The 25,756-nt window shown below is 53.1% G+C and carries 26 protein-coding genes; 11 read left to right on the forward strand and 15 right to left on the reverse strand.

Annotation, left to right across the window (positions count from 1 at the left end; all coding sequences use genetic code 11):
- The first annotated feature begins 328 nt into the window (after nt 1-328).
- The 3 genes from CEE36_09005 to CEE36_09015 all read left to right on the forward strand — a co-directional run bounded on the left by CEE36_09005 (nt 329) and on the right by CEE36_09015 (nt 2,260).
- Nucleotides 329-1,312, forward strand: a complete 984-nt coding sequence (locus CEE36_09005) for a hypothetical protein (protein TKJ40871.1) — start codon at nt 329-331, stop codon at nt 1,310-1,312.
- Nucleotides 1,313-1,321: 9 nt separating this feature from the next.
- The gene (locus CEE36_09010; protein ID TKJ40872.1) at nt 1,322-1,564 is read left to right on the forward strand and encodes a hypothetical protein; all 243 of its coding nucleotides are present in this window, start codon (nt 1,322-1,324) and stop codon (nt 1,562-1,564) included.
- 258 nt (nt 1,565-1,822) lie between these two features.
- The gene (locus CEE36_09015; GenBank protein TKJ40873.1) at nt 1,823-2,260 is read left to right on the forward strand and encodes a hypothetical protein; all 438 of its coding nucleotides are present in this window, start codon (nt 1,823-1,825) and stop codon (nt 2,258-2,260) included.
- A 154-nt stretch (nt 2,261-2,414) separates the two neighbouring features.
- On the opposite strand, the gene CEE36_09020 is transcribed toward CEE36_09015, so the two are convergent.
- From CEE36_09020 to CEE36_09065, 10 genes are all read right to left on the reverse strand, one after another.
- On the reverse strand, nt 2,415-3,242 hold the full coding sequence (locus tag CEE36_09020) for an MBL fold metallo-hydrolase (GenBank protein TKJ40874.1): 828 nt from the start codon (nt 3,240-3,242) through the stop codon (nt 2,415-2,417).
- A gap of 39 nt (nt 3,243-3,281) precedes the next feature.
- Entirely contained in the window at nt 3,282-3,860 is a 579-nt protein-coding gene (locus CEE36_09025) for a hypothetical protein (protein ID TKJ40875.1), read from the reverse strand.
- Nucleotides 3,861-4,026: 166 nt separating this feature from the next.
- Complete coding sequence (locus tag CEE36_09030) at nt 4,027-7,710, reverse strand: hypothetical protein (GenBank protein ID TKJ40876.1); 3,684 nt, start codon at nt 7,708-7,710, stop codon at nt 4,027-4,029.
- A gap of 139 nt (nt 7,711-7,849) precedes the next feature.
- Nucleotides 7,850-9,088, reverse strand: coding sequence for a hypothetical protein (locus tag CEE36_09035; protein TKJ40877.1), 1,239 nt, complete (start codon nt 9,086-9,088; stop codon nt 7,850-7,852).
- 16 nt (nt 9,089-9,104) lie between these two features.
- On the reverse strand, nt 9,105-9,413 hold the full coding sequence (locus CEE36_09040) for a DNA methyltransferase (GenBank protein ID TKJ40878.1): 309 nt from the start codon (nt 9,411-9,413) through the stop codon (nt 9,105-9,107).
- On the reverse strand, nt 9,410-9,943 hold the full coding sequence (locus CEE36_09045) for a hypothetical protein (GenBank protein ID TKJ40879.1): 534 nt from the start codon (nt 9,941-9,943) through the stop codon (nt 9,410-9,412). The genes CEE36_09040 and CEE36_09045 overlap by 4 nt, the downstream gene beginning before the upstream one ends.
- 9 nt (nt 9,944-9,952) lie before the next feature.
- Nucleotides 9,953-10,393, reverse strand: coding sequence for a hypothetical protein (locus CEE36_09050; protein TKJ40880.1), 441 nt, complete (start codon nt 10,391-10,393; stop codon nt 9,953-9,955).
- A complete protein-coding gene (locus CEE36_09055; GenBank protein ID TKJ40881.1) occupies nt 10,394-10,918 on the reverse strand; it encodes a GNAT family N-acetyltransferase in 525 nt (174 codons plus the stop codon).
- A gap of 112 nt (nt 10,919-11,030) precedes the next feature.
- Entirely contained in the window at nt 11,031-12,494 is a 1,464-nt protein-coding gene (locus CEE36_09060; GenBank protein TKJ40882.1) for an MFS transporter, read from the reverse strand.
- A gap of 55 nt (nt 12,495-12,549) precedes the next feature.
- Entirely contained in the window at nt 12,550-13,209 is a 660-nt protein-coding gene (locus tag CEE36_09065; protein ID TKJ40883.1) for a hypothetical protein, read from the reverse strand.
- Nucleotides 13,210-13,368: 159 nt separating this feature from the next.
- Between CEE36_09065 and CEE36_09070 the strand changes: the two genes are divergently transcribed.
- From CEE36_09070 to CEE36_09085, 4 genes are all read left to right on the forward strand, one after another.
- The gene (locus CEE36_09070) at nt 13,369-13,731 is read left to right on the forward strand and encodes a hypothetical protein (protein TKJ40884.1); all 363 of its coding nucleotides are present in this window, start codon (nt 13,369-13,371) and stop codon (nt 13,729-13,731) included.
- 659 nt (nt 13,732-14,390) lie between these two features.
- Complete coding sequence (locus CEE36_09075) at nt 14,391-15,338, forward strand: mechanosensitive ion channel protein MscS (GenBank protein ID TKJ40885.1); 948 nt, start codon at nt 14,391-14,393, stop codon at nt 15,336-15,338.
- A 34-nt stretch (nt 15,339-15,372) separates the two neighbouring features.
- Nucleotides 15,373-16,533, forward strand: a complete 1,161-nt coding sequence (locus tag CEE36_09080; GenBank protein TKJ40886.1) for a hypothetical protein — start codon at nt 15,373-15,375, stop codon at nt 16,531-16,533.
- Between the two features lie 126 nt (nt 16,534-16,659).
- Complete coding sequence (locus tag CEE36_09085; GenBank protein TKJ40887.1) at nt 16,660-18,111, forward strand: hypothetical protein; 1,452 nt, start codon at nt 16,660-16,662, stop codon at nt 18,109-18,111.
- Nucleotides 18,112-18,237: 126 nt separating this feature from the next.
- On the opposite strand, the gene CEE36_09090 is transcribed toward CEE36_09085, so the two are convergent.
- A complete protein-coding gene (locus CEE36_09090; protein ID TKJ40888.1) occupies nt 18,238-18,885 on the reverse strand; it encodes an NYN domain-containing protein in 648 nt (215 codons plus the stop codon).
- A 258-nt stretch (nt 18,886-19,143) separates the two neighbouring features.
- Entirely contained in the window at nt 19,144-19,707 is a 564-nt protein-coding gene (lexA, locus tag CEE36_09095; protein TKJ40889.1) for a repressor LexA, read from the reverse strand.
- Between the two features lie 82 nt (nt 19,708-19,789).
- Between lexA and CEE36_09100 the strand changes: the two genes are divergently transcribed.
- Both CEE36_09100 and CEE36_09105 read left to right on the forward strand, forming a co-directional pair.
- On the forward strand, nt 19,790-19,999 hold the full coding sequence (locus CEE36_09100; protein TKJ40890.1) for a hypothetical protein: 210 nt from the start codon (nt 19,790-19,792) through the stop codon (nt 19,997-19,999).
- Between the two features lie 104 nt (nt 20,000-20,103).
- Nucleotides 20,104-20,328, forward strand: coding sequence for a hypothetical protein (locus tag CEE36_09105; GenBank protein ID TKJ40891.1), 225 nt, complete (start codon nt 20,104-20,106; stop codon nt 20,326-20,328).
- 40 nt (nt 20,329-20,368) lie between these two features.
- Here the strand turns inward: CEE36_09105 and CEE36_09110 are convergent, their stop codons facing one another.
- The 3 genes from CEE36_09110 to CEE36_09120 all read right to left on the reverse strand — a co-directional run bounded on the left by CEE36_09110 (nt 20,369) and on the right by CEE36_09120 (nt 22,065).
- Nucleotides 20,369-20,614, reverse strand: a complete 246-nt coding sequence (locus tag CEE36_09110) for a hypothetical protein (protein TKJ40892.1) — start codon at nt 20,612-20,614, stop codon at nt 20,369-20,371.
- Between the two features lie 601 nt (nt 20,615-21,215).
- A complete protein-coding gene (locus CEE36_09115) occupies nt 21,216-21,635 on the reverse strand; it encodes a hypothetical protein (protein ID TKJ40893.1) in 420 nt (139 codons plus the stop codon).
- The gene (locus CEE36_09120; GenBank protein ID TKJ40894.1) at nt 21,601-22,065 is read right to left on the reverse strand and encodes a transposase; all 465 of its coding nucleotides are present in this window, start codon (nt 22,063-22,065) and stop codon (nt 21,601-21,603) included. Before CEE36_09120 ends, CEE36_09115 begins: the two co-directional genes overlap by 35 nt.
- 915 nt (nt 22,066-22,980) lie before the next feature.
- Between CEE36_09120 and CEE36_09125 the strand changes: the two genes are divergently transcribed.
- Nucleotides 22,981-24,429 (forward strand): hypothetical protein, encoded by a 1,449-nt coding sequence (locus CEE36_09125; protein ID TKJ40895.1) that lies wholly within the window; start codon nt 22,981-22,983, stop codon nt 24,427-24,429.
- Nucleotides 24,426-25,718 (forward strand): hypothetical protein, encoded by a 1,293-nt coding sequence (locus CEE36_09130; protein ID TKJ40896.1) that lies wholly within the window; start codon nt 24,426-24,428, stop codon nt 25,716-25,718. Before CEE36_09125 ends, CEE36_09130 begins: the two co-directional genes overlap by 4 nt.
- Nucleotides 25,719-25,756 lie beyond the last annotated feature (38 nt).

The following is a 25,756-nucleotide window of genomic DNA, read 5'->3' on the forward strand; positions in this document are numbered from 1 at the left end:
CGGCCTTGAGTCACAGCCTATTTACTCGTGCTTTAGAGTCAAATAAAAATTGTAGTACGGTTGCTGTGTTGTAATTTTGAAACTAAACCGCTTGAATCGCACAAAAGAAGCCAGCCTTAAGCGCGTAAGGTACAAAAATTCATAGCTCCATCATTTTCACTTGTCAAGACTGCAAAAAAAATTAAGCAGCTCTTCGGTAACTTTTTAAAAGCCCGCCAAGAAAGCCTCTTCTTACAACATTCCCGACCCTTCCGCCATCCGCACTGTCACCACCAACTCCTCATCGACCAGAGGCCTTGATCGGTTCCCAAACCTTAACGCGGTGGTAATGCACTCCATAGGTCTAAGTGATCGGACCCTTAAAGAGCTCAGTGAATTTCCTGATCTAGGGCTCATCTCCCTTTCCTGTCCGCCTACTCCATCGGTTCCCTTTTCCCGGACTATCGAGGTAACCAATGAGGGTCTTGTTCACCTTAAGAATCTTCCCCGGCTCAAGGTGCTTTCCCTGGATGACACCAGGATATCCAGTGCAGGGCTTATCCACCTCAGGGATGTCGAGAGTCTCAGGTTCTTATCCTTGCGAAACAATATATGTGACGATTATCTGGAGCATTTGGCGGCTCTGCCAAATCTTAAGGTTCTTTACCTGGATCATTCTTATGTTACCGACACTGGCCTGGTAAAGCTTGCCCCGCTTACCGGACTCAAGGTCCTGGGGCTGTCACATACCAGGGTAAGTGATTCGGGCCTTGCGATCATTAAAGGATTTGTGAATCTGCGTTGGCTCCTATTGTCCGAAACCCAGATAACCGAGGACGGGCTTTCCAATCTTTCCGGTCTATCCGAATTGCGCTGGCTGGATATCTCCAACAACTTTCTCACCGATAAAGGGCTTGCATACATTAAAGGGCTTGGAAAGATGATATGGATTAACCTTTCCGGCAACCGCATCAGCGATGCGGCCCTTGACAACCTAAAGGGTATGAAGCACCTTCGCTGGATATGGCTCAGGAGTACTCAGATTACTGACCAGGGTTTGGTCATCCTGTCTGAATTCAGAAACCTGCATGGGCTCGATCTGCGCAACTGCCGCCGCATCACCGACGCCGGCTTGCGTCACCTCGCGAAGTTAAAGAACCTGCGCTGGCTGTATATTGACGGGACCGACATCACCGACGCCGGCCTGCGTCATCTAAAGCGTTGCAAAAATTTGCGTATGGTTCGATTGTATGACACACGGGTATCAAAGAAAGGGATTGAAAGCCTCCGCAAAGCCCTACCCCACTGTGAGGTGATTGCCGAACCGTGGTGATAGGTTGGTTTGGGCTATACCCTGGGCAAGGGCAACATCACCGTATCCGACGAGGGCGAGCCGCGTGTCCGCTTTGAGCTCGCTGACGGCTCCGAAGGCATCGAGGTCTGCCTGACCGATGAAGCCAAGGCGCGAATAGCTACCGCCCACGACTGGCACGGCGCGGACAGGCTGGGACGCCAGATGCTTACCGACCCTGAGGAAGAACTCTTTATAGTTAACCACGCCGTAGCTGCAACAGGTAACCCTTAATATCCTCCCAACATGGAGCTTGCACTATCTTAAGGAGTAAGCCAATGTAGCCTATTTTTGGTGTGGGATTTACGAGGGGGCTAACTTCCACATCTCTTGAGTTATATCTTATCGGGGTCCCAGCGGCGTTGTGAAGCAACGGCGTGGGGTGATTATTTCATCTTCTCCCGGCTGTAGGCTATAATCTCGGCGTAGCGGCAACTCCGCGTTGCCGTTTTATAATCCTTGACTAGAAAGCCCGCTCGCTTAGAATCGGGGATGCATAAAGAACTCTCGCACGAGGAGACGCTTGCGTTCCTTGCTCGCTTTCACGGACACATCGGGCCTTATCTGGTGCTTGGCTACCGGGCTGGGGTTATTGCTAATCGTATTCTGGGTGAAGACCCGTTCTGCAAGCGTGCCCATACCATGACCGGATTTAAGCCCCCGATCTCCTGCTTTACCGACGGTGTTCAGCTTGGCTCGTGCTGCACCATTGGCAAGGGCAACATCACCGTATCCGACGAGGGCGAGCCGCGTGTTCGCTTCGAGTTAAGGGATGGTTCCAGGTCTCTCGAAATCTCTCTGAGTGATGAAGCCAAGGCGCGGATAGCTGCTGCCCACGACTGGGACGAAGCCGATCGGCTGGGCCGCCATATGCTTGACGACCCTGAGGAAAAACTCTTCATAGTTACCCACCATACGCCCAGCGGGTAACCCTTCCTCTCCTCCCGGCATGGTGGCTGGCACTGTCTTGGGGGCAGGATAGCTTCGGTACGGGATGCACGGGGGGACTTCTAAATCCTTGGATTGCATCTTATCATCGTAATACCGTTCCAGATTCCCCTTACGCTGCGTTCGATGGATCTATCTACTCAAGGCTTGACAGCTCAACAGTTCGGCCCACGCCGATCTTTAAGAATCTATCCTTGTAGTGCTGTGCAAACAGCTCTATCGCTCGGTCGCCTGAGCAATGGCAGGGCGCGGCATAGCGCACACCTAGTTCCTTGAACTGAGAGATGATTTTCTTAAGTTGAGCATCGCTGTGGCCTAAAAGATGGAACCCGCCCATCACCAGCAACACCTCCTCATCTGTAAGCTCTTTTGCCTTTTCGACGATCTTTACCACGCCGGGATGCGCGCAGCCGGTGATCGCTATCAAACCTCTATCTGTGGGTATTACAAGGGACTGTTCCTTTATCATGATTCCCATCTCGCCGGTGGAGAGGGCGTGCTCAGAGATCCTTGCCGGTCCAGCTACTTCAACGACTTCTGCACCGTGTCCTTTTGCCTCGTTCTTGATACTCGGGGGGAAAGACCTCAGAACGTAAACAGTAACGTTGGGGTTTGCGGAAAGGAAGCTTGCCAGCCCGCCTACATGGTCCCCGTGCTCGTGGGAAAGCACAACCATGTCCACTTGCTTGGGATCGATCTCCAGCTTTTTCACGTTGGACATAAGTATCTCGCCGTCGCCGCCTGTATCGAAGAGGATCGTTTTATCCAATCCTTCGATCACACAGGCAAACCCCCAGGCCGGCTCAAGACCTTCCTTCCATAACCGATTGTCGTAGACGACGGTTATCTTGAGGCCCTCGATACCTGTCGTCTCGATCTCCTCATCCATGACTTGCTCCTTTTTGTTTGCACGGCAACCGGCGATCAACGCCGTTGCTAAGATCGCTAAGATAGTCCTTTTCACCTTTTCCTCCTCCTTGCTACGGAAGCCAAAAAGGATCCTCTAAAGCTTGGCCAGACGCATCTCGAAGTCTCGAACCTTCCAGGTCTTGCGGATTTTTTCGACGGTGTGGCCCTCGGCCTCAAGCTTCTCCGCGTGGGTTTCCATCCCGCCCGGGAACTTGGGATTGAGTTCACCCTTGGACTTGAGCACCCGCCAGTACGGGGCGATCTTCTTGCGGCCCGCCGCTCGATCCTCCTCTGCGGCTTTAGCCACTATATTCAGGAAGATGCCGGTGGTCATGGGGCAGGCACTGTCCGTGCCGAAATCCTCGCACAGTTTGTCCATGATCTGCGCTACCGTGGCCAGTTTGCCCTTTGGTATCTTGCGCACGATCCCGTCGATTATCATGGGTGTGGCAATGATCATCTTGCCCTGCCCGAACCTGGGCTGCATCTTCGGCGGGACATCAACCACCTTCGGCTCAGCCGGCTTTTCCATCTTATCCCGCCAGGATTTCTTGGACTTCCAGGTGATCTTGGATTTGGACTTCATGCTCTCTACCTCCTTTGATCGGCTTATACTATACAAAACGAACAAGCTGTCAATGATTCTCTCCTCGGCGTTATCTAACAACGACATCTCTACCCCCTCCCTTGAGTGGAGGGGGTAGGGGGAGGGTGATTGGGCTCACCTCCTCCTTAATCCTCCCCCATCAAGGGGGAGGATTTTTACCACCACACCGTCCCTGCGGGACGACGAGGAGACCTCGAATAAAGGGAAAAATCAATAAACGCAGTAGCGCCCTCTATTTTTTATTTCGGTTTTCACGGCGCAGGGGCGCATCGCCGGAGGTGTTAAGTATCTCCGCAACCACCTCGTCGAACTCCCTGGCCTTGCCCTTCTTTAACGCGGCTTCGAACTCCTCGGCGGGCAGCTTGGATTTCAGCTCGGCAAGCAGGTTATCTGCTTTATCCCTGGTGTCTTTTTCTGCGCCAGGGTTCTCAATCACCACCGCGAGAAGTTCCAGCGCCCTATGGGGTTCATCCTTTTGGGCAAGCAGTTGTGCTGTTTCAACTAAAATGTCTGCTTCTGCCATCACGCGTTTTATTTTGGTTGCTAACTCTAAGGCATCCCGGAAGTAGCTGTCCGCTTCTTCATATTTGCCAAGAGCGCAGGCAACCCTGCCCAGGCCCTTCAGGGAGGAAGATTTCCCCCATGGATTGTCCATTCCCTTAGAAATTTCCAGACCCTCCTGATGCAACCTTCTTGCTTGCACCCAGGCTCCAAGAGCAAAGGCCACATCGCCCATGTGGTTCAAGCAGAAGACCACACCTTCCCGGTCGCCGACTTCCCTGGAGATATCAAGCGCTTCTGAAAGGAGCCCTCGCGCTCTTTCGTACTCCTTCTTGTAGAGCGCAGCCTCGCTCATGTTTCCAAGAACGATATCCATCCCCCAGCGGTGCCCCAGCTCTTTGTAAATGGCAAGGCTTTCGGCATAGCAGCGGTTCGCCTCGTCATGGGACCCCATCGCCAGAAGGGCGTTTCCCATGTTGTTGAGGGTCCTTGCCAGACCTCGGTAATTGCTCATCTTCCTGTGCACTTGTAGGCTTTCTTCACTCTTTGCCCTTGCTTCTTCATACTCCCCCTGATTTATGGCAATACTGGCCAGGCCTGAGAGGGCATTGCCTATCTCAACCTCGTCGTCGATCTCGCGGCTCAGGACAAGGCTTTCGGCAATGAACTCGCGTGATTTATCGTACTCGCCAAGACGGTGACAGATGGTTCCCAGGGCGTTAAGAACAAAGATGATCTCCTTTTTTGCATCGAGCTTGCAGAAGACAGGAAGAGTTCTTTCAAGAAGCGACTTGCCCTCCTGGTAGTCTCCCAGTCGATAGGTGAACGCTGCTTTGAAGGCTCCGACTTTTGCAGGCACCAGACCTTCGCTTCCCTCGAGCTCTGCCGCCGCCCAGGAAAAGAGATCCTTGCCTTCCGCGAAACGCCCTTGATGTTCGTAGAACAAAGAGAGGCTCTCAAGATACTTGGCGATCGTCACGAGGTCCTTTTTCCCCACCGCCCAGCGGAATCCTGCCCTGACGTTCTCCAGCTCTTCCCTGATCTCCTCTAAGGCTTGCTTTTGCCTTGCGCCCGTAAGCTCGTGCTCTCTTTGATGCAGGGCCTCCCCCTGGTAGGCGGCGTGGAGGTCTTTTGTCCTTCTATAAACCTCTTCATCCTCAGACAATTTCTCCTCTGCATACCTGCGTAGAACCTCGAGCATTTGGTAACGACCGAAGAGATCTTTTGTAATGAGCGACTTGTCTATCAGAAGCGAGAGCAGGGGCAGCGAGGCGCCTGCAATCCGCTCTGCCGCTTGGCGGGAGAAACCAGCTCTGAATACCGAGAGCCTGCGGAACGCTTCTTTCTCCTTCTCGTTCAGGAGCTTCCATGAGTAGTCGAAAACGAGCTTCAGGCTTCGGTGGCGCTCCGGCACGTCGCGAAGAGAGGTTGAAAGGAAGTCGTAGCCTCGCTCGATCTCCTCGGCTATTTCGGCCAGGGAGAGTGAACGCACCCATGAGGATGCGAGCTCTATCCCCAGTGGTATGCCTTCCACCAGTCTCGAGATTCGGGCCAGGAAGGGTCTGTCCTTTTCTCCTATCACCAGTCCTGGATCGAGGCGCCGGGCGTTCTGGGTAAAAAGCTGCACCGCGCTGTAGCTTTCGATGTCCGGGGCGGCTTCCTGGGATGGGAAATCCATCCCAGCGAGCTCCAGTATGGCTTCCCCTTGAAGGGCGAGCCTCTCCCGTGAGGTAACCAGCAACCTGAGCTTGGGAGCCTGTTGAAGCATCTCGGATAGTATTCCCGCGTCCTTGACCAGGTGTTCGAAGCTGTCCAAAAGGATGAGCGTCTCCTTCTCCCCGAGGAAGGCAAAAAGCTGGCTCTTAGGCTCCTGGCTGCCGTAGAATGAGAACTCAAATGAGTCGGCTATAGCCGGAATAAGAAGGTCTGCGGACCGGAGTGAGGCAAGCGCAACGAAGCGCACCCCGTCAGGGAAACGATCCAGGATCTCGGCAGCCGACTGGACAGCGAGGCGCGTCTTGCCGATCCCACCCGGGCCGAATATGGTTACCAGACGATTCTCCTCCAAGAGTCTCTTTGCCTCCTCTATCTCTTCCTCGCGCCCCACAAAGTTGGTGAGAGCGAGGGGAAGGTTATGTTCTACATATTCCCTCTTAACCCCGACCTTCTCTGCAAGAGGGGTCTCGGAGAAGTCCTCTCTAAGCAGCCATTTATTGTCTTCCCTCTTTAATACACCCCGGTTTATGAGGTAGGTAAGCCCCTTGCGGAGGAAGGCGGGGAGGCCCCTTGTCTGGCTGTGAAGCCAGCGGGTGAACTCAGATGGCGGTTCCCAACCCAGGGGGCTGCGCAGCCATACTTGAACTCCCTTCTGGGATAAAGGCTCAAGCTCCAACGTCTCCCAGAGATGGGTCTGAATAAACAGTCTGCGGGAGCTCTCGGAGCCCACGGTGTAGGAGAAAGCGACGATTGGTACCTCGCTTGAGGCGAGGAATCCACGCAGAAGCTGTAGGGTTGCTCCATCAAGCTCAGCGATGTTGTCAATCGCAAAGAGAAGTCTGGTTGTCCTCTTCTTACTTAAGAAATCCTCTAAGGCCTGCGTCAGTTTTTCTTTGGCTAACGACGTCAAGGGGCTCTCTTCGAATGCCTGCAGCGCCTGGGCAAGTGCAAATCCCGGCCTGAGTTTGGTGGCCGGATTGCCCTCGAGCCGGATAACCTCGTAGGCCTGCAGACCTGCAGCCATTGCAATCTCGGCAAGAAATCTTGATCTTCCCGAACCCCGGGGCCCGGTAACCGCAAGCACCCCTCTCTTCTTCTCTTCCAGCTGCTTGAGAAAATCCTGCACCTGCTGCAGCGCCTCGTCCCGTTCAACCAGGCGGGAGGCTTCATCAAAGGGCAGATGGATACCCCTTGCAGGGCTCTGCGCCACCACCTGTCCGCGTCCAGCGCGCTTGGCTTCATAAAGTCTGAGATCGGCCTCCTGAAAGAGCTCCTCTGCGCTGCGGCCGTCTTCGGGAAGACTGACCACCCCGATGCTCACCGAGATTGACAGCGGCGGGTTGCCCTTGAAGGGTTCAGAACCGGTTACCTCCAGAAGCCTGTCGGCAAGGGTAAGGGCCTGATCCTTGGTGGTGTCGGGCGAGATGAGCAGGAACTCGTCTCCTCCGTAGCGGAAGAGGATGTCACTATCCCTTATGGTGGATCGCGCACGCTCTGCAAACTCGGCCAGCACCTCGTCGCCCCGCGAGTGGCCGAAGCCGTCGTTTATGCTCTTGAAATGGTCTATATCCATAAAGAGAAGGGAGAGGGACCTGGCTTCTTCCGCAGCGCGCTCGGCTTCCTCTCTAAGCCTCGCCTTGAACTCCTCTTTTGAGTAGGCACCGGTGAGGTGATCTCTCGTCATCGATTGTGAATTCATCTCGTGGATCTCTCCTATCGGTTGTTCTACATCCCAGCAAACTATACCCTCGACGCAGTAAATGTCAAGGTTAAAAATCCTCCCTTTCTGCTTCGCAGAAAGGATCGGAGTAGAAAATCAGTAGGGGCCGATGAGGTTGTTATTCGGAGCCTGCTGGCTCAGGGGTTCTGGATGCAATCACCCCCTGAAGCTCGGCAACCACACCGGCTGTGTTAAATGCTGAAACGTTGCCGACCACCGCTATGATGTAGTTCTTGTCCGGACAATACAGGGCAATTGCCTGAAAACCGAAAATCTGGCCCTCATGCCCCCATAGTTCCTCTCCTCCGATCTCATGTCGAAAAAGCCCCAGGCCGTAACCGGTCAAGAGAGGTGCGCGAGGATCACGGAGATCGCAAAAATCCGTCATCTGATGAAGGGTCTTGGCGGACAAGATAGCACCGCCAAAGAGGGAATCCAGAAACCTGCCGATGTCCTCGGCGGTTGAGACCATTGCACCGCAAGTATACACCAGACTTGAGTAGGATGTGTTGTCGGGCTTGTGCTTATGGATCCCGGGAAGGGGAACCAGGTCCCTGTCGAAACCGGTTATACGGTTGGGAGCGGGTTCATGGGGAGGAAAAAAACTATGCTCAAGCCCAAGAGGTGCAAAGATTCGTTCCCGATAGAGCTCGTGCATAGCCTTGCCGGTTACCTGTTCGACGATCACACCCAGCAGTATATAATTCATGTTGGAATAAGATTCATCTGTTCCCGGATCGAACAGGGGTTTCTTTCTGGCTACAACCTCGATAAGTTCTTTAGGGTTCCACATCATGCGGGGATTTATTGCCGCTCTTCCTGCAACAGGAAAACTCCTCATGATATCCGGGATGCCGCTGGTATGATTCAACAGCTGACGAACGGTGATCCGCTCAGCGTTGGGGAAGTCGGGAAACCACTTTGAGAGGTTATCTTTCAGATCTAGTTTACCTTCATCAACAAGCTTCAGAACCACAGCGGCGGTAAACATCTTGGTTACACTGGCTACTCCGAGGATGTGATCCTTCCGCATCAAAGCCGTTCTCTTGAAGTCAACCGTTCCGCTGACCCCGAACCAGGTTTTGTTATCCGGAGTGCGAACATATGCCTGCAATCCAGGCATTTTGAGATTGTTCACTGCTTCGTCGAGTACACTCTGAAGCCTAGCCGCTGTCTGGCTATCCATGCTGCCCCAACCCTCAAGATCGCGATCGGCCGGCGGCAGGAAAACTTCGAAATATGGAGCCCGCGCACGCCTCACTGAAAAGATTACAATCAAAGCCACCACGATCACCAAAAGGATACATGGCAGCAATACATGCAATCTAAGCATGCTCCAACTTTTCGTTCTCCTCATTCAAACAGCGATCAGGTTATGGCTTCCACAAGAAACGGTCGAAGTCTATCTTGCCCTGCTCGTCAAGGGTGATGCCCTCCGCTTTCAGCAACTGCTTCTGGATTCTGTACCCCTCTCCGGTGAGTGAGATGGTGCCTTTGGAGTTTATCACCCTGTGCCAGGACAGGCCCTCCTTTTCTGACATGGAATGAAGGACCCTGACCACCTGTCTTGCTCCCCGGTAGTTGCCGGCCATCATGGCAATCTGCCCGTATGTTGCCACCTTGCCCTTGGGGATGCGCTTGATCGCCTCAACCACCCGTTCGGTAAAAGTTTTCTCACTCATTGTACTACCTCTTCTGGATTATTAATCTCTTTCCTTTGCATGAAGGACCAACGAATGTCATTATCATTGAACAAGACGAGGCAGGCACCGCCTTCTGTTTTCCTTTTAATATATACTGTGTCTGTGAATAAAATCGGTGCAACGTCGCCGACTTCAGTAAGAGCATAAAAGTTCTTCGGACGCAAAAAATATTCGGCCGCCTTCCGGTCGTATAGGACGAGGATTGATACAGCGCTTAATCTGCCGTTTTTCTCCAACACCTCCTCTGCTCTGCGTATACTCCATTCCTTTATTTCTTCCTCGGATAGTGGATGATCAACGTAATAGATTTCGGCAACCAAATCAGGCATGAAAAGGGGTAGTTTCACAATTCCAACCCTTTGAAAGGGACTTAGCAGATTACACGAGATAAGAGCAATCGTTAAGAAAACCAGATACGCTTTAAGGGCAGTGATTTTCCCGGCTACCATCCCTGTTGGGATGCGTTTGATGGCCTCAACCACTCTTTCTGTAAACGTATTCTCGCTCACGGCACCTCCTTACTTCTTTACAGGTTTGCGTTTAATGAGGAGCAACTGTTTAACGTCCTTTAGTGTCTGTTTTGAGGCCACCTTGATGAACAGCCACCGTCCGTCGTGATAGGCTTTGGCTTCTTTGATCATTTGTAAGGTAGACTTGCTGAGATTCGCTCCTAGAGCCTTTTCTGTCTGAGGAGGGTTGAGCACAACCTGGGCAATAAAACAACCTTTTGCCGGGAAAAGCGAGGTAAGCGCCTTGCCTGACTTACGATAACGTCGGGTCCAGCCGTACTTCTTGCCGTAAAAGAGAAACTCGCCTGCTATCTGGTAGTTTTCCTCGATGAACTGAACTAACTCATCCCACAAAGGCTTCGCCGGACCAAGCGCTGTCGAGATTTCATCGGCTGTTGGTTCATGCTCATTCTCTGTGAATACTCCTACAGCCATTACTCCTCCATTCATTCAACGTTCCTTGATAAGATGAATATCCTCCGGTTCCAGAGCGTAAAGCTCCGGATCGACCTTTTCCGCCAGTCTGCAGCCTTCGTGAAGATAAAACCCCACCGCAGACTCGGAGGGAACGGACGACACATAAAGGTATCTGGCACCTCGCTTCTTGGCCAGCTGCTCCGCTTCAGCCATCAACCTGGTGGCGATGCCTTGTTTACGGTAAGCTCTGCTCACATGTAGATAGACTAGCTGCAACATATCCAGGTTGTCTCCTCTGAATTTATGGCCAAGCACGGCAAATCCTGCCAGCCGGTCGCCGTCCAGCGCGCCCAGGAACACGCCTCCACGATCCACCTCAAATGCGGTCTTGTCCATCACCTTTTTGAAGTGTTCGGGGCTCCAGCCAGGGGCATCCCAGTGAACCGACATCGATTTTAGCTTCCCACCTTCATACTTGTATCCCCTTCTCACTATCTCAGAGCGATCTATCTCCTCGATCTTACCTACGTCTTTCCTGGTTAAACGCTCTATCCTCATTCTGTTTCTTTTCCTCTATAATCCTTCAGGCCATACGCACCCTCGGCCGCCAACTTAACCTCGGTATTCTAGAGAACTTCATGGCGTTGTCAATATAAGTTCCCCTTTTCCGCTACGTAATTACGTGTCGGGGTGAGGCTATCTCCCTGAAGTGGCCGAGCCTGGTGGCGAAGATGAGGGCGGCAACCACCACCACACTGCCGCCTGCAAGAAGGGTCAAAGGCGCGCCTATTCGGTCTGCCAGCCAGCCCATCAAGAGGTTACCGAACGGCAGCACCCCCAGAAGCGACATGGTGTATAAGCTCATGACCCTGCCGCGCTTGTCCTCGTCCACGATGTTCTGCACTAGGGTGTTGGCTGAGGCGAACTGTACCATCTGACCAAAACCCGCCAGGGCCATTAATCCTATGCTGAGATAGACGTTGCGTGAGAACGAGGAGGCGGCGATGGCCGCGCCGAAGATCGCAGAAGCGATGGGTATAACCTTCCACAGCCCAACGAAGCTCTTTCGCGTGCCGATGATTAAAGCCCCGATCACCGCCCCCACGCCCACCGCTCCCATCAGATAGCCGAAGGTGCGCGAGTCACCAGCGAGCACGTCCTTTGCCACCACCGGCATGAGATTGAGATAGGGTAGGCCCATCAAGGCGATGACCGAGATCAAGACAAGGATGGAGCGGATCGAGCCGGTGCCGTAAGCGTATCTGACCCCTTCCTTGAGGTCCTGCACCGGGTGGGAGTCCTTCCGGCGGTTCTCCATGGGCGCAAGTCTCATGAGTAGAAGACAGCAGATGATGACCAGGTAGGCGGCGGAGTTTGTTAAAAAGCAAATCCCTTCGCCTGCGAACGCCACCACCAGCCCGGCCAGGGAGGGGCCGATGAGCCTTGCGATGTTGAAGATGGCCGAGTTCAAGGCGATGGCGTTGCCCACGTTCTCCCGCTGCTCCACCATCTGCACTATAAACGCCTGCCTGGCAGGGATATCGAAGGCACGGATAAGCCCGTAAAAGAGGCTTAAGGCGATAATGTGCCAGAGCTGGATGACGTCTGTAAGGGTGAGCACGGCAAGCACAAGCGCCTGCAGTGATGCAAGGATCTGGGAGGTAAGTATCACCCGGTGGCGGCTTACGCGATCGATGAGTACTCCGGCAAAGGGGGAGATGAAGAAGTTGGGGATCATGGTGGTGAAGCCCACCACACCAAGGATGAGGGGTGAGTTGGTGATCCGGTAGACCAGCCAGCCTAAGGCCACCCGCTGCATCCAGTAGCCGATAAGCGATACCGTGTGCCCACCAAAGTAGAGCCTGAAGTTGCGATAGCCAAACGCACGGGTGAGAAGCTTGAGACCGTCCCTGCGCTTGGTGATGAAGTTCTTCACGTTGGCGACTGACCTGTCTTTTCGGGATACTCTGCGGACATTAAAGGACAGTGTATGGGCTAGAGGTGGATTGTCAATAATATAATGCTCCCTTTCACCCGGAGGGTGAAAGGATCGCAGAACAAGATCCTCCTTTTTCGGCCTTTGGCCGAAAAAGATCGGAGGGATAAAAGGTAGGCTGGCTTTTCGCCAGTCCATTAATTATTATCGGAGTGGAATTATGCTAAGCGAACCTGAGGGTCTCGGCCACGTGTTATTTGCCGAAGAAGCGTTTGATCCTTCTGGAAACCCCATTTACGATGTATCTCAGGGTAATATCTCCCCTTCTCTTGAAGATGCGGTTCATCAGTTTCGCCTTAAAGCTCCGAACCACGCCGAAACACGCGAACCAGGTCTTGATGCGCACGATCTCTTTTATGTCTATGAGCTTGTAGTAGCGCCTGATTATCTGACTACGGGTTTTGAACCTTCGAACATGGGCAGGGTCGTCCAGGGTGGGCAGACTGAACACAATGGGTGTTCCTTCTCTGATGTTTTTAATAACGGCAAGGTCGTCAGCCACATGTTCCAGTACTTCAAGCGCCACAATCACGTTGTAATCACAATTGTAGCAATTCGGATTCGTAGCGTCCCCAACCGTGAAGTGTAAATTTACCACGTCCTTTGCCATCTTTATGGCTTGCGGACTGAAATCGAAACCATGATAGTCCCTATAACCCTCGTCGTAAAGATAATTGGCAAACTGACCTGTTCCGCATCCGATCTCCAGTATCTTAGGTTCATCGATTCGCTTTATGAACTGCAGGATCTGTGTCCAGAGGACGTAGTAACGGGAATCTTTATAAGGGAGACGATACTCTTCGGAAGTTAAATAGATATTATCATAATAGCTTGAGGTTTTTAACTCCCCCATATTTTAAGAATAGGCCATATATCTAGGATGTCAATAGAACCTAGTTCGTGCGCCAAGAGATAGTTACCAGGTGGGTAGAGGGGTGTTGCAGGTATTTGAGAAAGCGGGGATCTCCTTTAGACTTACAAAAAGAGAACTAAGAAAGGAGATCCACCGCTTATGCAAGTATCTTACCAGAGGTTACACAAAATGAACCCCATAGAGGCAAGACGTATGATTATAGAGACTTACCCGAGATGTGCAAGCATCTCGGCAACGGCAAGAGAGATAGGGACATCCAGACAGGTAGTACGTAAGTGGATTCGCAGATACGAGGAGGAGGGAGAGAAAGGACTACGGGATCGTTCCCGCCGTCCTCACATCTCGCCTCGCAAAACGTCCTATCACCCCAAGCGGTTGCGAAGCAACCGCTTGGGGACCCCGATCTTTTCTCCAAAGGAGAAAAGGAGGGGGCAAACGCTTCTACCCTGCCCACTGGGCATGGGAAGTAAAGGAGCCGTTCTTTCACCCCACACGAACTGAAGTTCGTGCGGGGACCCCGATCTTTTGTCCCGAAGGGGCAAAAGGAGGGTTAAAGACGGACTCAGGCGAGGAGCAGCGTGCCCCTTGGGGCAAGAAGTTGCCCCATAGGGTATTTGGTGGCAAGAGTCCCAGAACGCTGGAGAGACTCCAAGAGACTCTCTATCAGCCCTGGAACGCTCAGTTGGCAAGGATACCTCTAGGTCGTAAGGGTTACAACGGCAGGGTGGAACGCAGTCACCTTACCGATGATCAGGAGTTCTATCTGCCCTGTATACTCAGCTGGAAGGATACTGACGATCTCTTGAGATCAGCTCAAACGTGGCAGTATGTCTATAATATCAAAAGGCCTCACTTCGGTAAAGGTATGGGTGGACTGTCTCCTCTTGCACCCTTGAGGGGCATAAACCAAACTCCAATCTCTTGGTTACAATCGCCTTGATGATAACTTCTGCTTCTTCCCTGTCGTCCTACTCGATGATCTCAACCCCCTTTTACCTGGTAACGATGTATTGACCATGGACAACCCTTCCGTTTGGGGGCATTAGCTTGACACATCGCACGAGGTGTTTAGTATTAGGGGCTGTGCTTCGGAGATAAAGGAGACTCTTTGGATCTGTAAGTTGCTTGCTTTTGAAAGTCAACGCATCGATCTTTAATCCTTGAACCACACGGAGGTGGATTTGAAAGATTTTTTTGCATCTATTGCAACAGCCTGGCCTGCGATCCGCGACTGGCTGCTTTCTACCGGAATCCAGATCGGCATAACGCTGGTAATAGCCGTGTTACTCACCTGGCTTATAGGGTTCCTTATCAAGCGTGCTCTGCGCAGGACGGAGGCGGCCGAGACGCCGGAGGCCATCGACCGGGCCAAGCGCCTGAAGACCGTCCTCGGCGCGCTGAGATTACTGGCTGGGGTGGTAATCTGGGTTATTGCGGGTATCACTATCCTGGGTCAGCTCAAGATATCCATCGGCCCGATACTTGCCGGGCTTGGTGTTATAGGCGTGGCCGTGGGCTTCGGCGCCCAGAGCCTGGTCAAGGATTTCCTGGCCGGTATCTTCTTGATAGTCGAGAACCAACTCAGGGTCGGCGATATCGTGCGCATCGGCGACGCAATGGGTGTGGTTGAGACCCTGAGCCTGCGAATAACCCAGGTGCGCGGCCTTAACGGTCACCTTTTTACCATCCCCAACGGCGAGATCAAGATGGTGGAGAACATGACCATGAAGTGGGCAAGGGCGATAGTCAAGGTTGGCGTGGCCTACCGCTCCCAGATAGAGCGGGTGATCGAGGCGCTGGGGAAGGCGGCGGCGGACATCAAGGCTGACGAGGCCTTCGGCTCCTATGTGCTGGAGACACCCCAGATCAAGGCGATAGATGACTTTGCCGCCTCTTCGATAGACGTGGCGTTGTGGATCAAGACCCAGCCTGCCAAGCAGTGGGATATAGGCCGCATGGCACGCCGCTACATCAAGAAACGCTTTGACGAGGCCGGTATCGAGATACCCTTCCCGCAGGTCACCTTAAGCATCGGCCCCAATGAGGCAGAACTTCTGGCAGTGTTCGGACAAGAAAGAAGATCGGCTCCCACCCCGCCACAAGGGTAGGATGTTGACATTTAAAGATCCTTAAGGAGGAAAGATGCGTAAGCTTACAATTTCATTGTTACTTATGGTTGCTGTTGTCTCGGCCCAGGAGATATACGGTGAGTGGATCGCCCAGCGCACAGGTGAGATCCTTAAGCTTTCAGAGGACGGAAGCTACATGTGGGGTTCAAGCGTGGGAAACTTCTGGATCGAGGAGGGGTCGATTCTGTTCCGGGACGCAGCTACCGACGATATCGCAAGCTACGCCCTGGGATTTGGCGGCGACGTGATGCAGTTCACCGATTACTGGATGGGTGCGAGGACGCTGTTTGTTCGCAAGGGTTCGCCTGCCGAGAACCTTCCTCCCACGATCCTCGAGGACGTGGAGTCGGTCTCGCCGCCGCTTTTAGCGGAAAAGGACGGGGTTTGGCTGCGAGAGCAGGATACCGAGCTGGCCTTCGAGGTGCTACATTTTATCATCGGTGAGGCCCTATCTAAAGAGGAAGGCAGCCAGCTTGTGGATGCGTGGATAGCCGAGTTTAAGGCCGCGCCTGCCGAGTTCAAGGCCCGGATAGGTTCATTCGCCGCCGCACGCGACGAGCTTTACCGCACCCCCGCCCCATGGGAGGTCGGCAAGCTGCGCCGCAGGCTCCTTTCAGAGATTTACAAGGAATCCAAGGATCTGCCCACAGGCGAACAGTCAGCCTTCATCCGGGCGGTATATCGGCATCTGGAGGTCCTTGCGTTCAACGAGAAAGAGACTCCTGCTCTCACCGACCGCGACCTTGAGGTCTATCTTGATTACGTAACCTTCCTTATCACCCTTTCAACCGGCAAGCCGACGGCGTGGCCCCAGGCACAGCGTGACTCGGTAGCGAGCCGGATCGTCTCCGAATTCCCGACCTACCCGCTTGCAAAGAGGGAGTTCCTTTGCTCTGCTCAGGTGCTGCTTGGCTACTTCGGCTACGCATGGGACGAGGCTGATGCGGCTGAACGCGGCCGAATTGCAAAGGGGATGCTCGGTGACGCCGCTGCATCAGATGTAGACTACGGGATGCTCGCGCCCGGTGTCAGTGTCACCACTGCCAAGGGCAAGATGGATGATGCTACACTTGCGGCCCTGGCGAAACTCCTTGCAATGGATCACAAGGCAACGATGAAGGCCTGGGCCGAGGGTCGCAGTTGGCCATACTACTATGAGATACTCACCCCATAAGAACGCTTGTGATTCTTATGTGGTAAGGCCTTGACTATACCTTATATGCAGGATACTATGAACTCCGGGAGGATCTAAGGAAGCCTAATGCGTGGGCGTTCAGTAGCCCTTTGGAGGGTATGAGCGGTGCTCTTAGCCTTGCTTCTTGCCTTGAGCCTCTCCGCAGCACAGGATGCAACCTGCTGCAACGAGTTCATCGTTAAAACAGCGAATTTCGGTGCCCTAAAAGGGTTTGCCTCGGGGTATGGGATCGAGGTTGCTCCCTTTATAACCTACCCCAACCCCTCGGATGAGGTGCTGGAGCTGTTCGGAGACTACTATCTAGTCACAATACCTGGCGGAGGACGCGTCTCCGTGGATAGCTTTTACTTGCTACTTAAAAACATGCCCGGTGTCGAGGAAGTTGAGCCGAACGCAATCCTTCAAGTGGGGCCCGAATTGGAATCCGCGAGCCTAGAAGAGACGTTTAGCACCCACGATTCAACTTTCGAAGGACCATATATACCTAACGATTGGGGTTATTGGTATCAATGGAATCTCCATACCACGAGAGCAGACTGGGCATGGAACATAACGAAGGGGGATTCAAATATCGTAATCGCAATAATTGATTCCGGTGTAGATACGTCGCATGTAGACTTGAGGAATAACCTGGTTGCAGGCTACAACTTTACCGATAATAACACGGATATTCAAGATACCTACGGTCATGGTACGCGTGTGGCTGGCGTTGTTGCGGCGGAGATAGACAACTACGAAGGTATAGCCGGTATAGCCGGTGGGTGTAGGGTTATGCCTTTGAGATGCATGGATGATTCGGGTGATGTAAAACTACGCCAGGCGACAAATGCGATTCTGTACGCGGCGGACAAGGAGGCAAAGATAATTAGTATGAGTTTCTCCGGAGGGGGCAGCTCTGCAGAAAGGCGGGCAATAGATTATGCCTGGCGCAAGGATCGTTTTTTATGTGCATCTGCCGGCAATGAGAGTCAGGATACTTCAAATCTTTATCCAGCGGCCTACAAGCATGTTATGTCAGTAGGTGGTTCAAATAGGGATGATGAAAGATGGAGTGATGAAGATTGTGGTTCCAATTACGGGGAATCGGTTGATATATACGCGCCCGGAGAACATATTTGGACAACCCTGTTGGGGAGTAATTACGGAACCTGTAGAGGGACTTCTTACTCTTCCCCTGCCATTGCGGGATTGGCTGCGTTGATCTGGAGCGTGCATCCTGAATATACAAACGAAGAGGTTTGGGATGCCATAATCTCAAGTGCGGACACAATAGAGATCGATGTAGGGAAGGTATTAAGGATGAACTGCGATTTGTTCACCGCTTCCGCGCCGAGCATCCAGAAGGACACCTTATCCTTCGATTATACCGGCACCAAGCCGACGGACTACAGGCTTACCTTCTACGACGTATCCGGCCGCAAGGTATACGAAACCCATGGATCGGTCGGCGAGATGGGGCGCATTGATCGTCATCCTCCCTTACCTCACGGCGTTTACTTCTGGGAGATGCGGACCCGGTTTGGCACTGGCACAGGGAAGGTCGTCTACTTAAAATAACTATCCATGACCTTACGGCCAGGGGTCACTTTTTATTCCCGGGGGGACGGGCACGCGCTCATCGGGGTGAGAGCCGTGGTGAAATCAGCTTGGAAGAACGGACTAAAACCTCACATCGAGGATGGGTCAGGTTTTGCCTTCTGGTTTACGCATACTCTTCGGGCGGTAGTCGCGGTGGTCAATGCAAGAATCGTATGTGGCTTTGTCGATTCTGATCCAGTCGGTCTTGGCAATGCCTCGTCTTTTGTGAGTGGGACTATATGGGAATGCGCAAGCAACCTTAATCCACCGGTTCTGCTCCTGAGCAATTATACGTATCTCTTCGGCTGCTTCCGAGAAATCCTGATCCTCACTAAAGATAAGAGCCACGTCGTATTCTCGCCGATGGGCCAATCTTATAACATCCAGAGCGATTCTCACATCCACACCCTTCTCCTGACCCAATAAGAAGGTATGTTGTGTTCCATCAGGCAAAGTTACTGTTATGTTGCGATAGCGCAGGGGCCGCGAGAAGATGTAAACTCCTTGATGGCTCAGCACTCTCAGTTTTAGAGACCAGAAATTATGCCAGAAAGCGTTGTCTGAGGCCTCTGGAATCCCGGTATAGAACCTTACTCGGCTCAATTGCCAACCTTCATTTTGACAAACAAGTTTCGATAAAGCCGATACATCATAATTCGGGTAGGTATAGCCAAAGGCTTCCCGAGCCGAATGGAATAGATTTTGTCCGTCTATGAAAGCTATTGCTCGCTTTACTGAAGGTTCGTCTGGCATACTTATCCTCCAAAGAATAACCCCGCCCGGGCCTTTCGGCGTGTCGAGCGGGGAGCAATTTGTATGATTATTATAGTCAAGATTCGCTCCTTGTCAAGCCCTCCTCTGGAACATGGCCTCCCCTTAACGCCCCCAAGGTCACTAAGTAACCGCGAAAAATCACACTCAACCCTGCGAGTCGGCCCTCGGTCCGTCCGACTGCGATCTTTTACCCCTAACGGAGTACAAGTGTCCCTTCTGGGACAAAAGGAGCAATAATCAGACGTATTCTCTTATAACCCCCAGCACCTTGCCTACGATCTTGAATGGGCCGGTGATCAGATCGTATGCCGGGTTTTCGGGTTTTAAGGCGTAGGCATCGCCGTGCATCACCAGCCGCTTGACCGTGGCCTCGTCCGCAAGCCTTGCTACCACTATGTCCCCGGCCCGCGGCACCTGGTTGGGATCAACCACCGCCAGATCGCCCTCCATGATGCCAGCATCAATCATCGAGTCGCCCTTGACCCGCAGCATGAACGAGCGGCGCCACCGGGTGGCGGTGAAGATCTCCTCCACGTCTTCCACGGCAAGATTGGGGATGCCGGCAGGAACACGACCAACTATCGGGATGCCCCACGGCTCGATCTGAATCGCGCGAGCGTGGCCAAGTTTACGCTTAATGAGTCCCTGCGCTGCTAAGCCGTCCAGGTGAACCTTGATGGCCTTGGTGCTCGCATAACCCAGCCCCTTGGCAATCTCGCGGATCGAGGGCGGGTAGCCGTGCTCTGCCGCAAACCCCCTCACGAACTCGTATATTCGCATCTTAGGGTTTGGCAGTCTCAATATTCACTCCTTAATATTATATTGTAAACAGAAAATCTCTCTTGTCAACCCACGGAGACTCGAAGAGGCTTATGCGGCGTTTTTGGATACGTTCCTTGACAGGGATATCATCGCGAGGGAAAGCGAGGCTCCGAAGGGCGACGCTTGCGGGGTACCGAAGGGCGACACTTGCGGAGCACCGAAGGACGACGCCTGCGGGGTACCGAAGGGCGACGCTTGCGGGGTACCGAAGGACGACGCTTGCGGAGTACTCTCGTATGTGGCGGAGCATGAGGATCTAATGATACCCTGAGGATTTCTCGATGCGCTCGAATAAGTAGGGGCAAGGCATGCCTTGCCCTCCCCCCGGCTATCCCGTCGAGCAGATTTGTGGGGTAATAATATGCTGGACAAAAGATGGTCAAAAGATGGTCAAAAGATACCCAAAAGCTACCCAAAAGTTGGTCAAAACCCCGGGGTCCCCGCGAAATTGTGAAGCAATTTCGTGGGGTAGAAAAAGGTGGACAAGGGCGCGACTCCGTCGAGATTGCAAATTGCAAATATCAAACTGCAAATTTCAAATTGCTCCGCAAGCGTGGCCCTTCGGTGCAAAATGGATTGACGGTTTTCGGGGTAAAGTGAAGAATTGGATGTAAAGGTGACGAATTGATGAGTTTTCAGGCTATGCAGCGGAAATAGACCAACACTCCAATACCAACAGCAAAAGGAATAGTATAGAAAAGGATAACAACAAGATGAGCAGCCTAAGGTGGCATTTTTTTTTTACGGTAAAGGCCAGGGATCGGTATTTCATCAACATATCATTGAAGTGCATTTGAGTTTCGAGAACTAACTTGTACTCTTGGAATACCCTCTCGACCTTTTCTCTAGTAGTTTCTTTGAGTGGTGTTATGTTCATCTCAAACACCCAACTTCCCCTGTTTGTCCTTATCTTTGGTGATACGCTCCGCCCGCTTGAAGGTTACCTTATTCCTCCTCGACGGGAAAGGAGTATCACCTTCCCCCGACACTTCGTGTCGACCCCTTCCATCAAGGAAGGGGAATTCTTCGTCTGGTATGATAATCCCCCTCCCTGGTGGACAGTGTGCCCCTTGGGGTGCTAACTTTACTGCACCCCATAGGGTAGGGGGCTAGGGGGAGGGGTAATGGTTACACACCCAGCTTTCCCTGTTTGTCCTTATCCTTGGTGATCCGCTCCGCACGCTTGAAGGTTATCCCAATTTACCTCCCCCTCCCTTTTATTCCCTCCCACCAGGGGAGGGATAATATAGGGTTAGACCACCAGCTCTCCTTGTCTGTCCTACATTAATATTACCTCCCCCTTGATGGGGGAGGGCAGGGAGGGGGTGAAACTCTTATCACCTTCCCCGCCACTTTGTGTTGACCTTTTACTCGACAGGAATACTTACGCTAACAAGGAAGGGGATTTCCCACTCCCTGGTGGACAGTGTGCCCCTTGGGGTGCTAACTTTACTGCACCCCATAGGGTAGGGGGCTAGGGGGAGGGGTTACACGTCCAGCTTCTTCTGCTTATCCTTGTCTTTGTTGATTCGCTCGGCTCTTTTGAAAGTGATATCGTCAGGCGCTATCTGCGGAATCTTCAGACGTTCAATTCCCTCCAGAAGTCCTTTGACGGTCAGCACCTGCACCCTGGGGTAGTCCTTGTTCATAATCTCGGAATTGTAGAACCCTGCCGATGCCGCCTCTGACGGGATGTCGGAGCGCTCGGAAGGCTCGTAAAGAAGGATCAAAGCACCCATCACCGCCTTTTCCCGCTGCATGGTTCCCGCAAGATCGCGCACGTATGAGACCTTGGGCTTGGCGTCACTCTTGACCTGAACTATGACCTTCTGCGGACTGCGGCGTTTGCTTCGCGTCAGGTTGGCCCGCTTATTATATCTCTCTTGGACCTGAGAAAGGATAATCATCTATAGATTCGACTAACCCTTTGCGAACAGAATTTCCCCAGATGTAACGAGCTACTACCTCTATATCTTCATCCTTTCGTAAAATATGATCGTAGTATCCTCGTTGCCAAAGGAGCTTACCGTATGAATTCTTAAATCTATAGGATGTAATTTGTTTGAACGATTTCATCATTTTGACGAAATCGGTATCTTCACCGCCCCCAAGAAGAAGATGTAGATGGTCTGGCATAAAGCAATACGCCAAGATACTGAATTTTGCTTGTGAGCAGACGGAGTGAAGGGTTTCTAGGATATCATTGACGACCTTTTCGTCTTTGAAGATCGGCGATTTGTTATGAATGCAGATAGTTATGGAATAAGCGTATTGGCCTTTGTAGTCGAGGCATTGAAGTCGGGGAGCAGGTTTTCGTTTAGGAAGTTCCTGAACCATTCAATCATTATCGGGCCGACCTAAAGGTCGGCCCCTACGTCAATAAACGGCGGATCGAGGTAGATAAGGTCAGCCGACTCGGAGGCAATATTTTCCCGCAGAACATCCAGATTACCGCCAAAGTAAAGCTGGTTGCGAAAGTCCCACCGTCTGGGGCGCCACTCGGTGTTCATAGGTGATAATATACAATGGTTGCCTGTTGTCAAGGAAAGGAATAAAAACGGAGACCCCTAAAAGGGGCCTCCAAAGGAGGGGAAGACTCCTGAAAAGCCTTCCATGTCCAACCAAAATACTCCTACCATCGCCTGCTTTAGGCGCGGCATACATAATTATAGTCATTTGGGGGCGTTTGTCAAGGCCGGTAATACACCTGTCACTGCGAGTAATTTGGAGAGTGCACGGCCCCGAAGAACGACGCTTGCGGAGTACCGAAGGACGACGCTTGCGGAGTAATCTCATATGTGGCACTAACCGAAGATATAAGTGCAGCTTGGGATTTTCTCGATCTGGTGCTATGAGATCGCCACCCTTCCCCGTCTCCTTTGGAGACTGACGGTCGGTCGCAATGACGGGGTGTTTCTTCAGTATATTTGTTTTGTTGCCAGGTGAACCTGAAGATTGACACTACATCTTGCGATCTTTTATCTTAGGGCTAGGCAACCCTAAGATCACAAGTGTCGCCTTCGTAAAAAAGGAGCATGAGTTTTTGGGGTCCCCGCGGGAACGGTTTGCGTTCACGTGGGGAAAAAGGAGGGTGCTCTCTATGTTACAGTCACGCGCAGCTTACACTCCTAACCTCTTGACAAACCTGTATTTAGGAGTATAATAGGTGTTATAAATTATGCATCTCTGGGATCAACCCCTCCAGCCGAGGCAAACACCGTGGTCCCATGGGTTTGTAGATAAGGAGGACTTATGAAGGAATTGACCGAGCGGGCAGTGGAGACCGCCAGGCTCGCCGGGGCCGACTACGCCGACGCCCGGGTGCTTACCATCCGCGACCAGGAGATATACGTCCAGGACCTTTCACCGAAGTCGATTCATGATGTCACAGACGCAGGCATCGGGGTGCGTGTTCTAAAGGACGGCGCGTGGGGATTCGCCTCCATAAGCCGCCATGACAAGCGCTCGGCGGAGAAGGTCGCGCGTGAAGCGGTCACGGTCGCCAAGGCCTCTGCCCTTACCGTTGGCAAGGATAGGGTAAGGCTGGCCGCCGAACCCGTCCACAAGGATCGCTTCGAGACCAAGCTCCAGATTGATCCCTTCTCGATACCCATAGAAGACAAGTTGGCCATGCTACTTCGAATAAACGAAATCATGCTCGGGGTCAAGGGGATCGTCAAAACGCTTGCGAATACCCGTGTCACCCGGCGCCACCAGTTCTTCGCCTCTACCGAAGGTTCGGCAATCGAGACGCTTATAACCACGGTCAACGCCTTCTACATGGCAACCGCGGTGAGCAAGGGTGACAGCCAGACACGTAGCTTTCAGGACTATCCACTTAACAAGGGCTGGGAGCACATCGTGGCGCAGAAGCTTGAGGCCAACGCACAGCGCATTGCAGAGGAGGCGGTGGCCAAGCTCTCTGCCGCTTATCCGGACGAAGGCAAGATGGATCTGATCCTTGACCCCACCCACCTCTCCTTGACCATCCACGAGTCGGTAGGTCACGCGACCGAGCTGGATAGGGTGCTTGGATACGAGGCAAACTTTGCAGGCACGAGCTTTGTAACGCTGGACAAGAAAGCGGACAAGTTCCGCTACGGCTCGGAGATCATCAACTTCGTGGCCGACAACACCCTTGCGGGCGGGCTTGCCTCCACCGGATACGACGACGAGGGGGTGGTCTGTCAGCTATGGGACATTATCCGCAACGGTATCTTCAAAAACTACAGCTCCACGCGCGAGGTGGCGCCACTTGCCGGATACAAGCGCTCCTTCGGCTCTGCCCGTGCCGACAGCTACGTCTCCATGCCAATCAACCGCATCCCCAACCTTTGTTTGAAGCCGGCGAATAAGAGCATCTCGCCTGAGGATCTTGCGGCGGACGTCAAGAGGGGCGTCTGGATCGAAGGCAGAGGAAGCTGGTCAATCGATCAGCGGCGGCTCAACTTCCAGTTCGGCGGAGATCTGTTCTACGAGATTCGCAACGGCAAGAAGACGAGGATGCTGCGCGACGTCCTTTACCAGTCGATCACCCCGGAGTTCTGGGGTGCGGTGGACAGCATCAGTGGTAAGAAATACTGGGAACCCAGGGGCTTTAGAACCTGCGGCAAGGGTGAGCCCATGCAGGTAGCCCAGATGACCAACGGCGGACCGTGGATCAGGGTGCGCGGAATCCGTGTTTCAAGGGGGAAGAAATGAACACCGATTGGCTAAAGCAAACCATAGAACGCGTGGCCAAACAGAAGGAGGCAGAGGAAGCAAGCCTTTATCTTAATATCGAGAATGAGAACCTTTCCCGCTTCGCCGAGAATCATATCACCCAGAACACCACCCGCCACCGTATTCGCCTTTACATGACCGCGGTAATGGGTCGTCGGAGAGGATCGGCCGAGACCTCGGATGTCTCCTCGCGCGGCGTGCTTTCCGCCCTGCGCAGGGCCGAGGCGGCTGCTAAAGCCTCTCCCGAAGACCCCGAGTTCATCGGCTTACCCCGCAGCCAGCGCTACCTCAAGATAGAGCGGTTCTTCCCTCAGACGACCGAGCTCTCCGTGGACGCCAAGGCCAGGGTGATCCGCGAGGTAACCGCTGAGGCCGCCTCGCGCAAGATGAAAGCGGCAGGCATCTACAGGACAGGCGACTACGCCGTCTTCGTGGCCAATACCGACGGACTTTTTGGCGAGCACCGCTGGACCCAGGCCGAGTTCTCCATAACCGTCCGTACCGAAAACTCGGCTGGCTCGGCCGTGGCCGAGGAGGAGGATCTCGCTGCTATCAACCCTCAGGCTTTGGCCATCGAGGCGTTCCGTACCGCGGAGATGACCCGTAACCCAAAGGAGATCAAGCCCGGCCGCTACAAGACACTCTTCACCGCCCGAGCCTTCAGTGAGATGATACCCTTTGTGGTATACCAGATGGATCGCCGCGCCGCAGACGAAGGACGAAGCTTCTTTGCCGATAAGCTCGGCAAGAAGATACTGTCAAAAAAGATCTCGATGGTCGCAGACCCGCAGAACCCGACGAATCCAGGAAACCCTATCGATCTCTACAACGACGGTGTGGCCCGCAAAGAGGCGGTATTCATCCAGGAGGGGACGCTTACTAACCTCTGGTGCATGCGTTACTGGGCAAAGAAGCAGCGTATACCACTTGTCTCGCCCTCGTTTAACTTCTCTATGCTCGGCGGCAGCAGGAGTCTGGATCAGATGATTAAGCGCATAGACCGCGGGCTGCTCGTGATGCACTTATGGTACATCCGGTACGTGAACCCGATGGAGTTGATCCTTACCGGGACCAGCCGCGACGGGTTGTTTTTGGTAGAGAACGGTAAGATCAAGTGCGCGGTAAAGAACATGCGGTTCAACGACTCCCCGATGCGATTTCTTCGCAATCCGGCGTCACTTGGGACAGCGGAGCGCCGCGGCGGGGCAATGATGCTTCCCTCGGTGCTGGTTGCCGACTTCAACTGGTCAAGCGGGACGACGTTTTAATACCCCACGGGATAGCTTCGCTCTCCCGCGGGGACCCC

The sequence above is a fragment of the candidate division TA06 bacterium B3_TA06 genome (assembly GCA_005223075.1).
GTDB lineage: Bacteria > Hydrothermota > Tepidihabitantia > B3-TA06 > B3-TA06 > B3-TA06.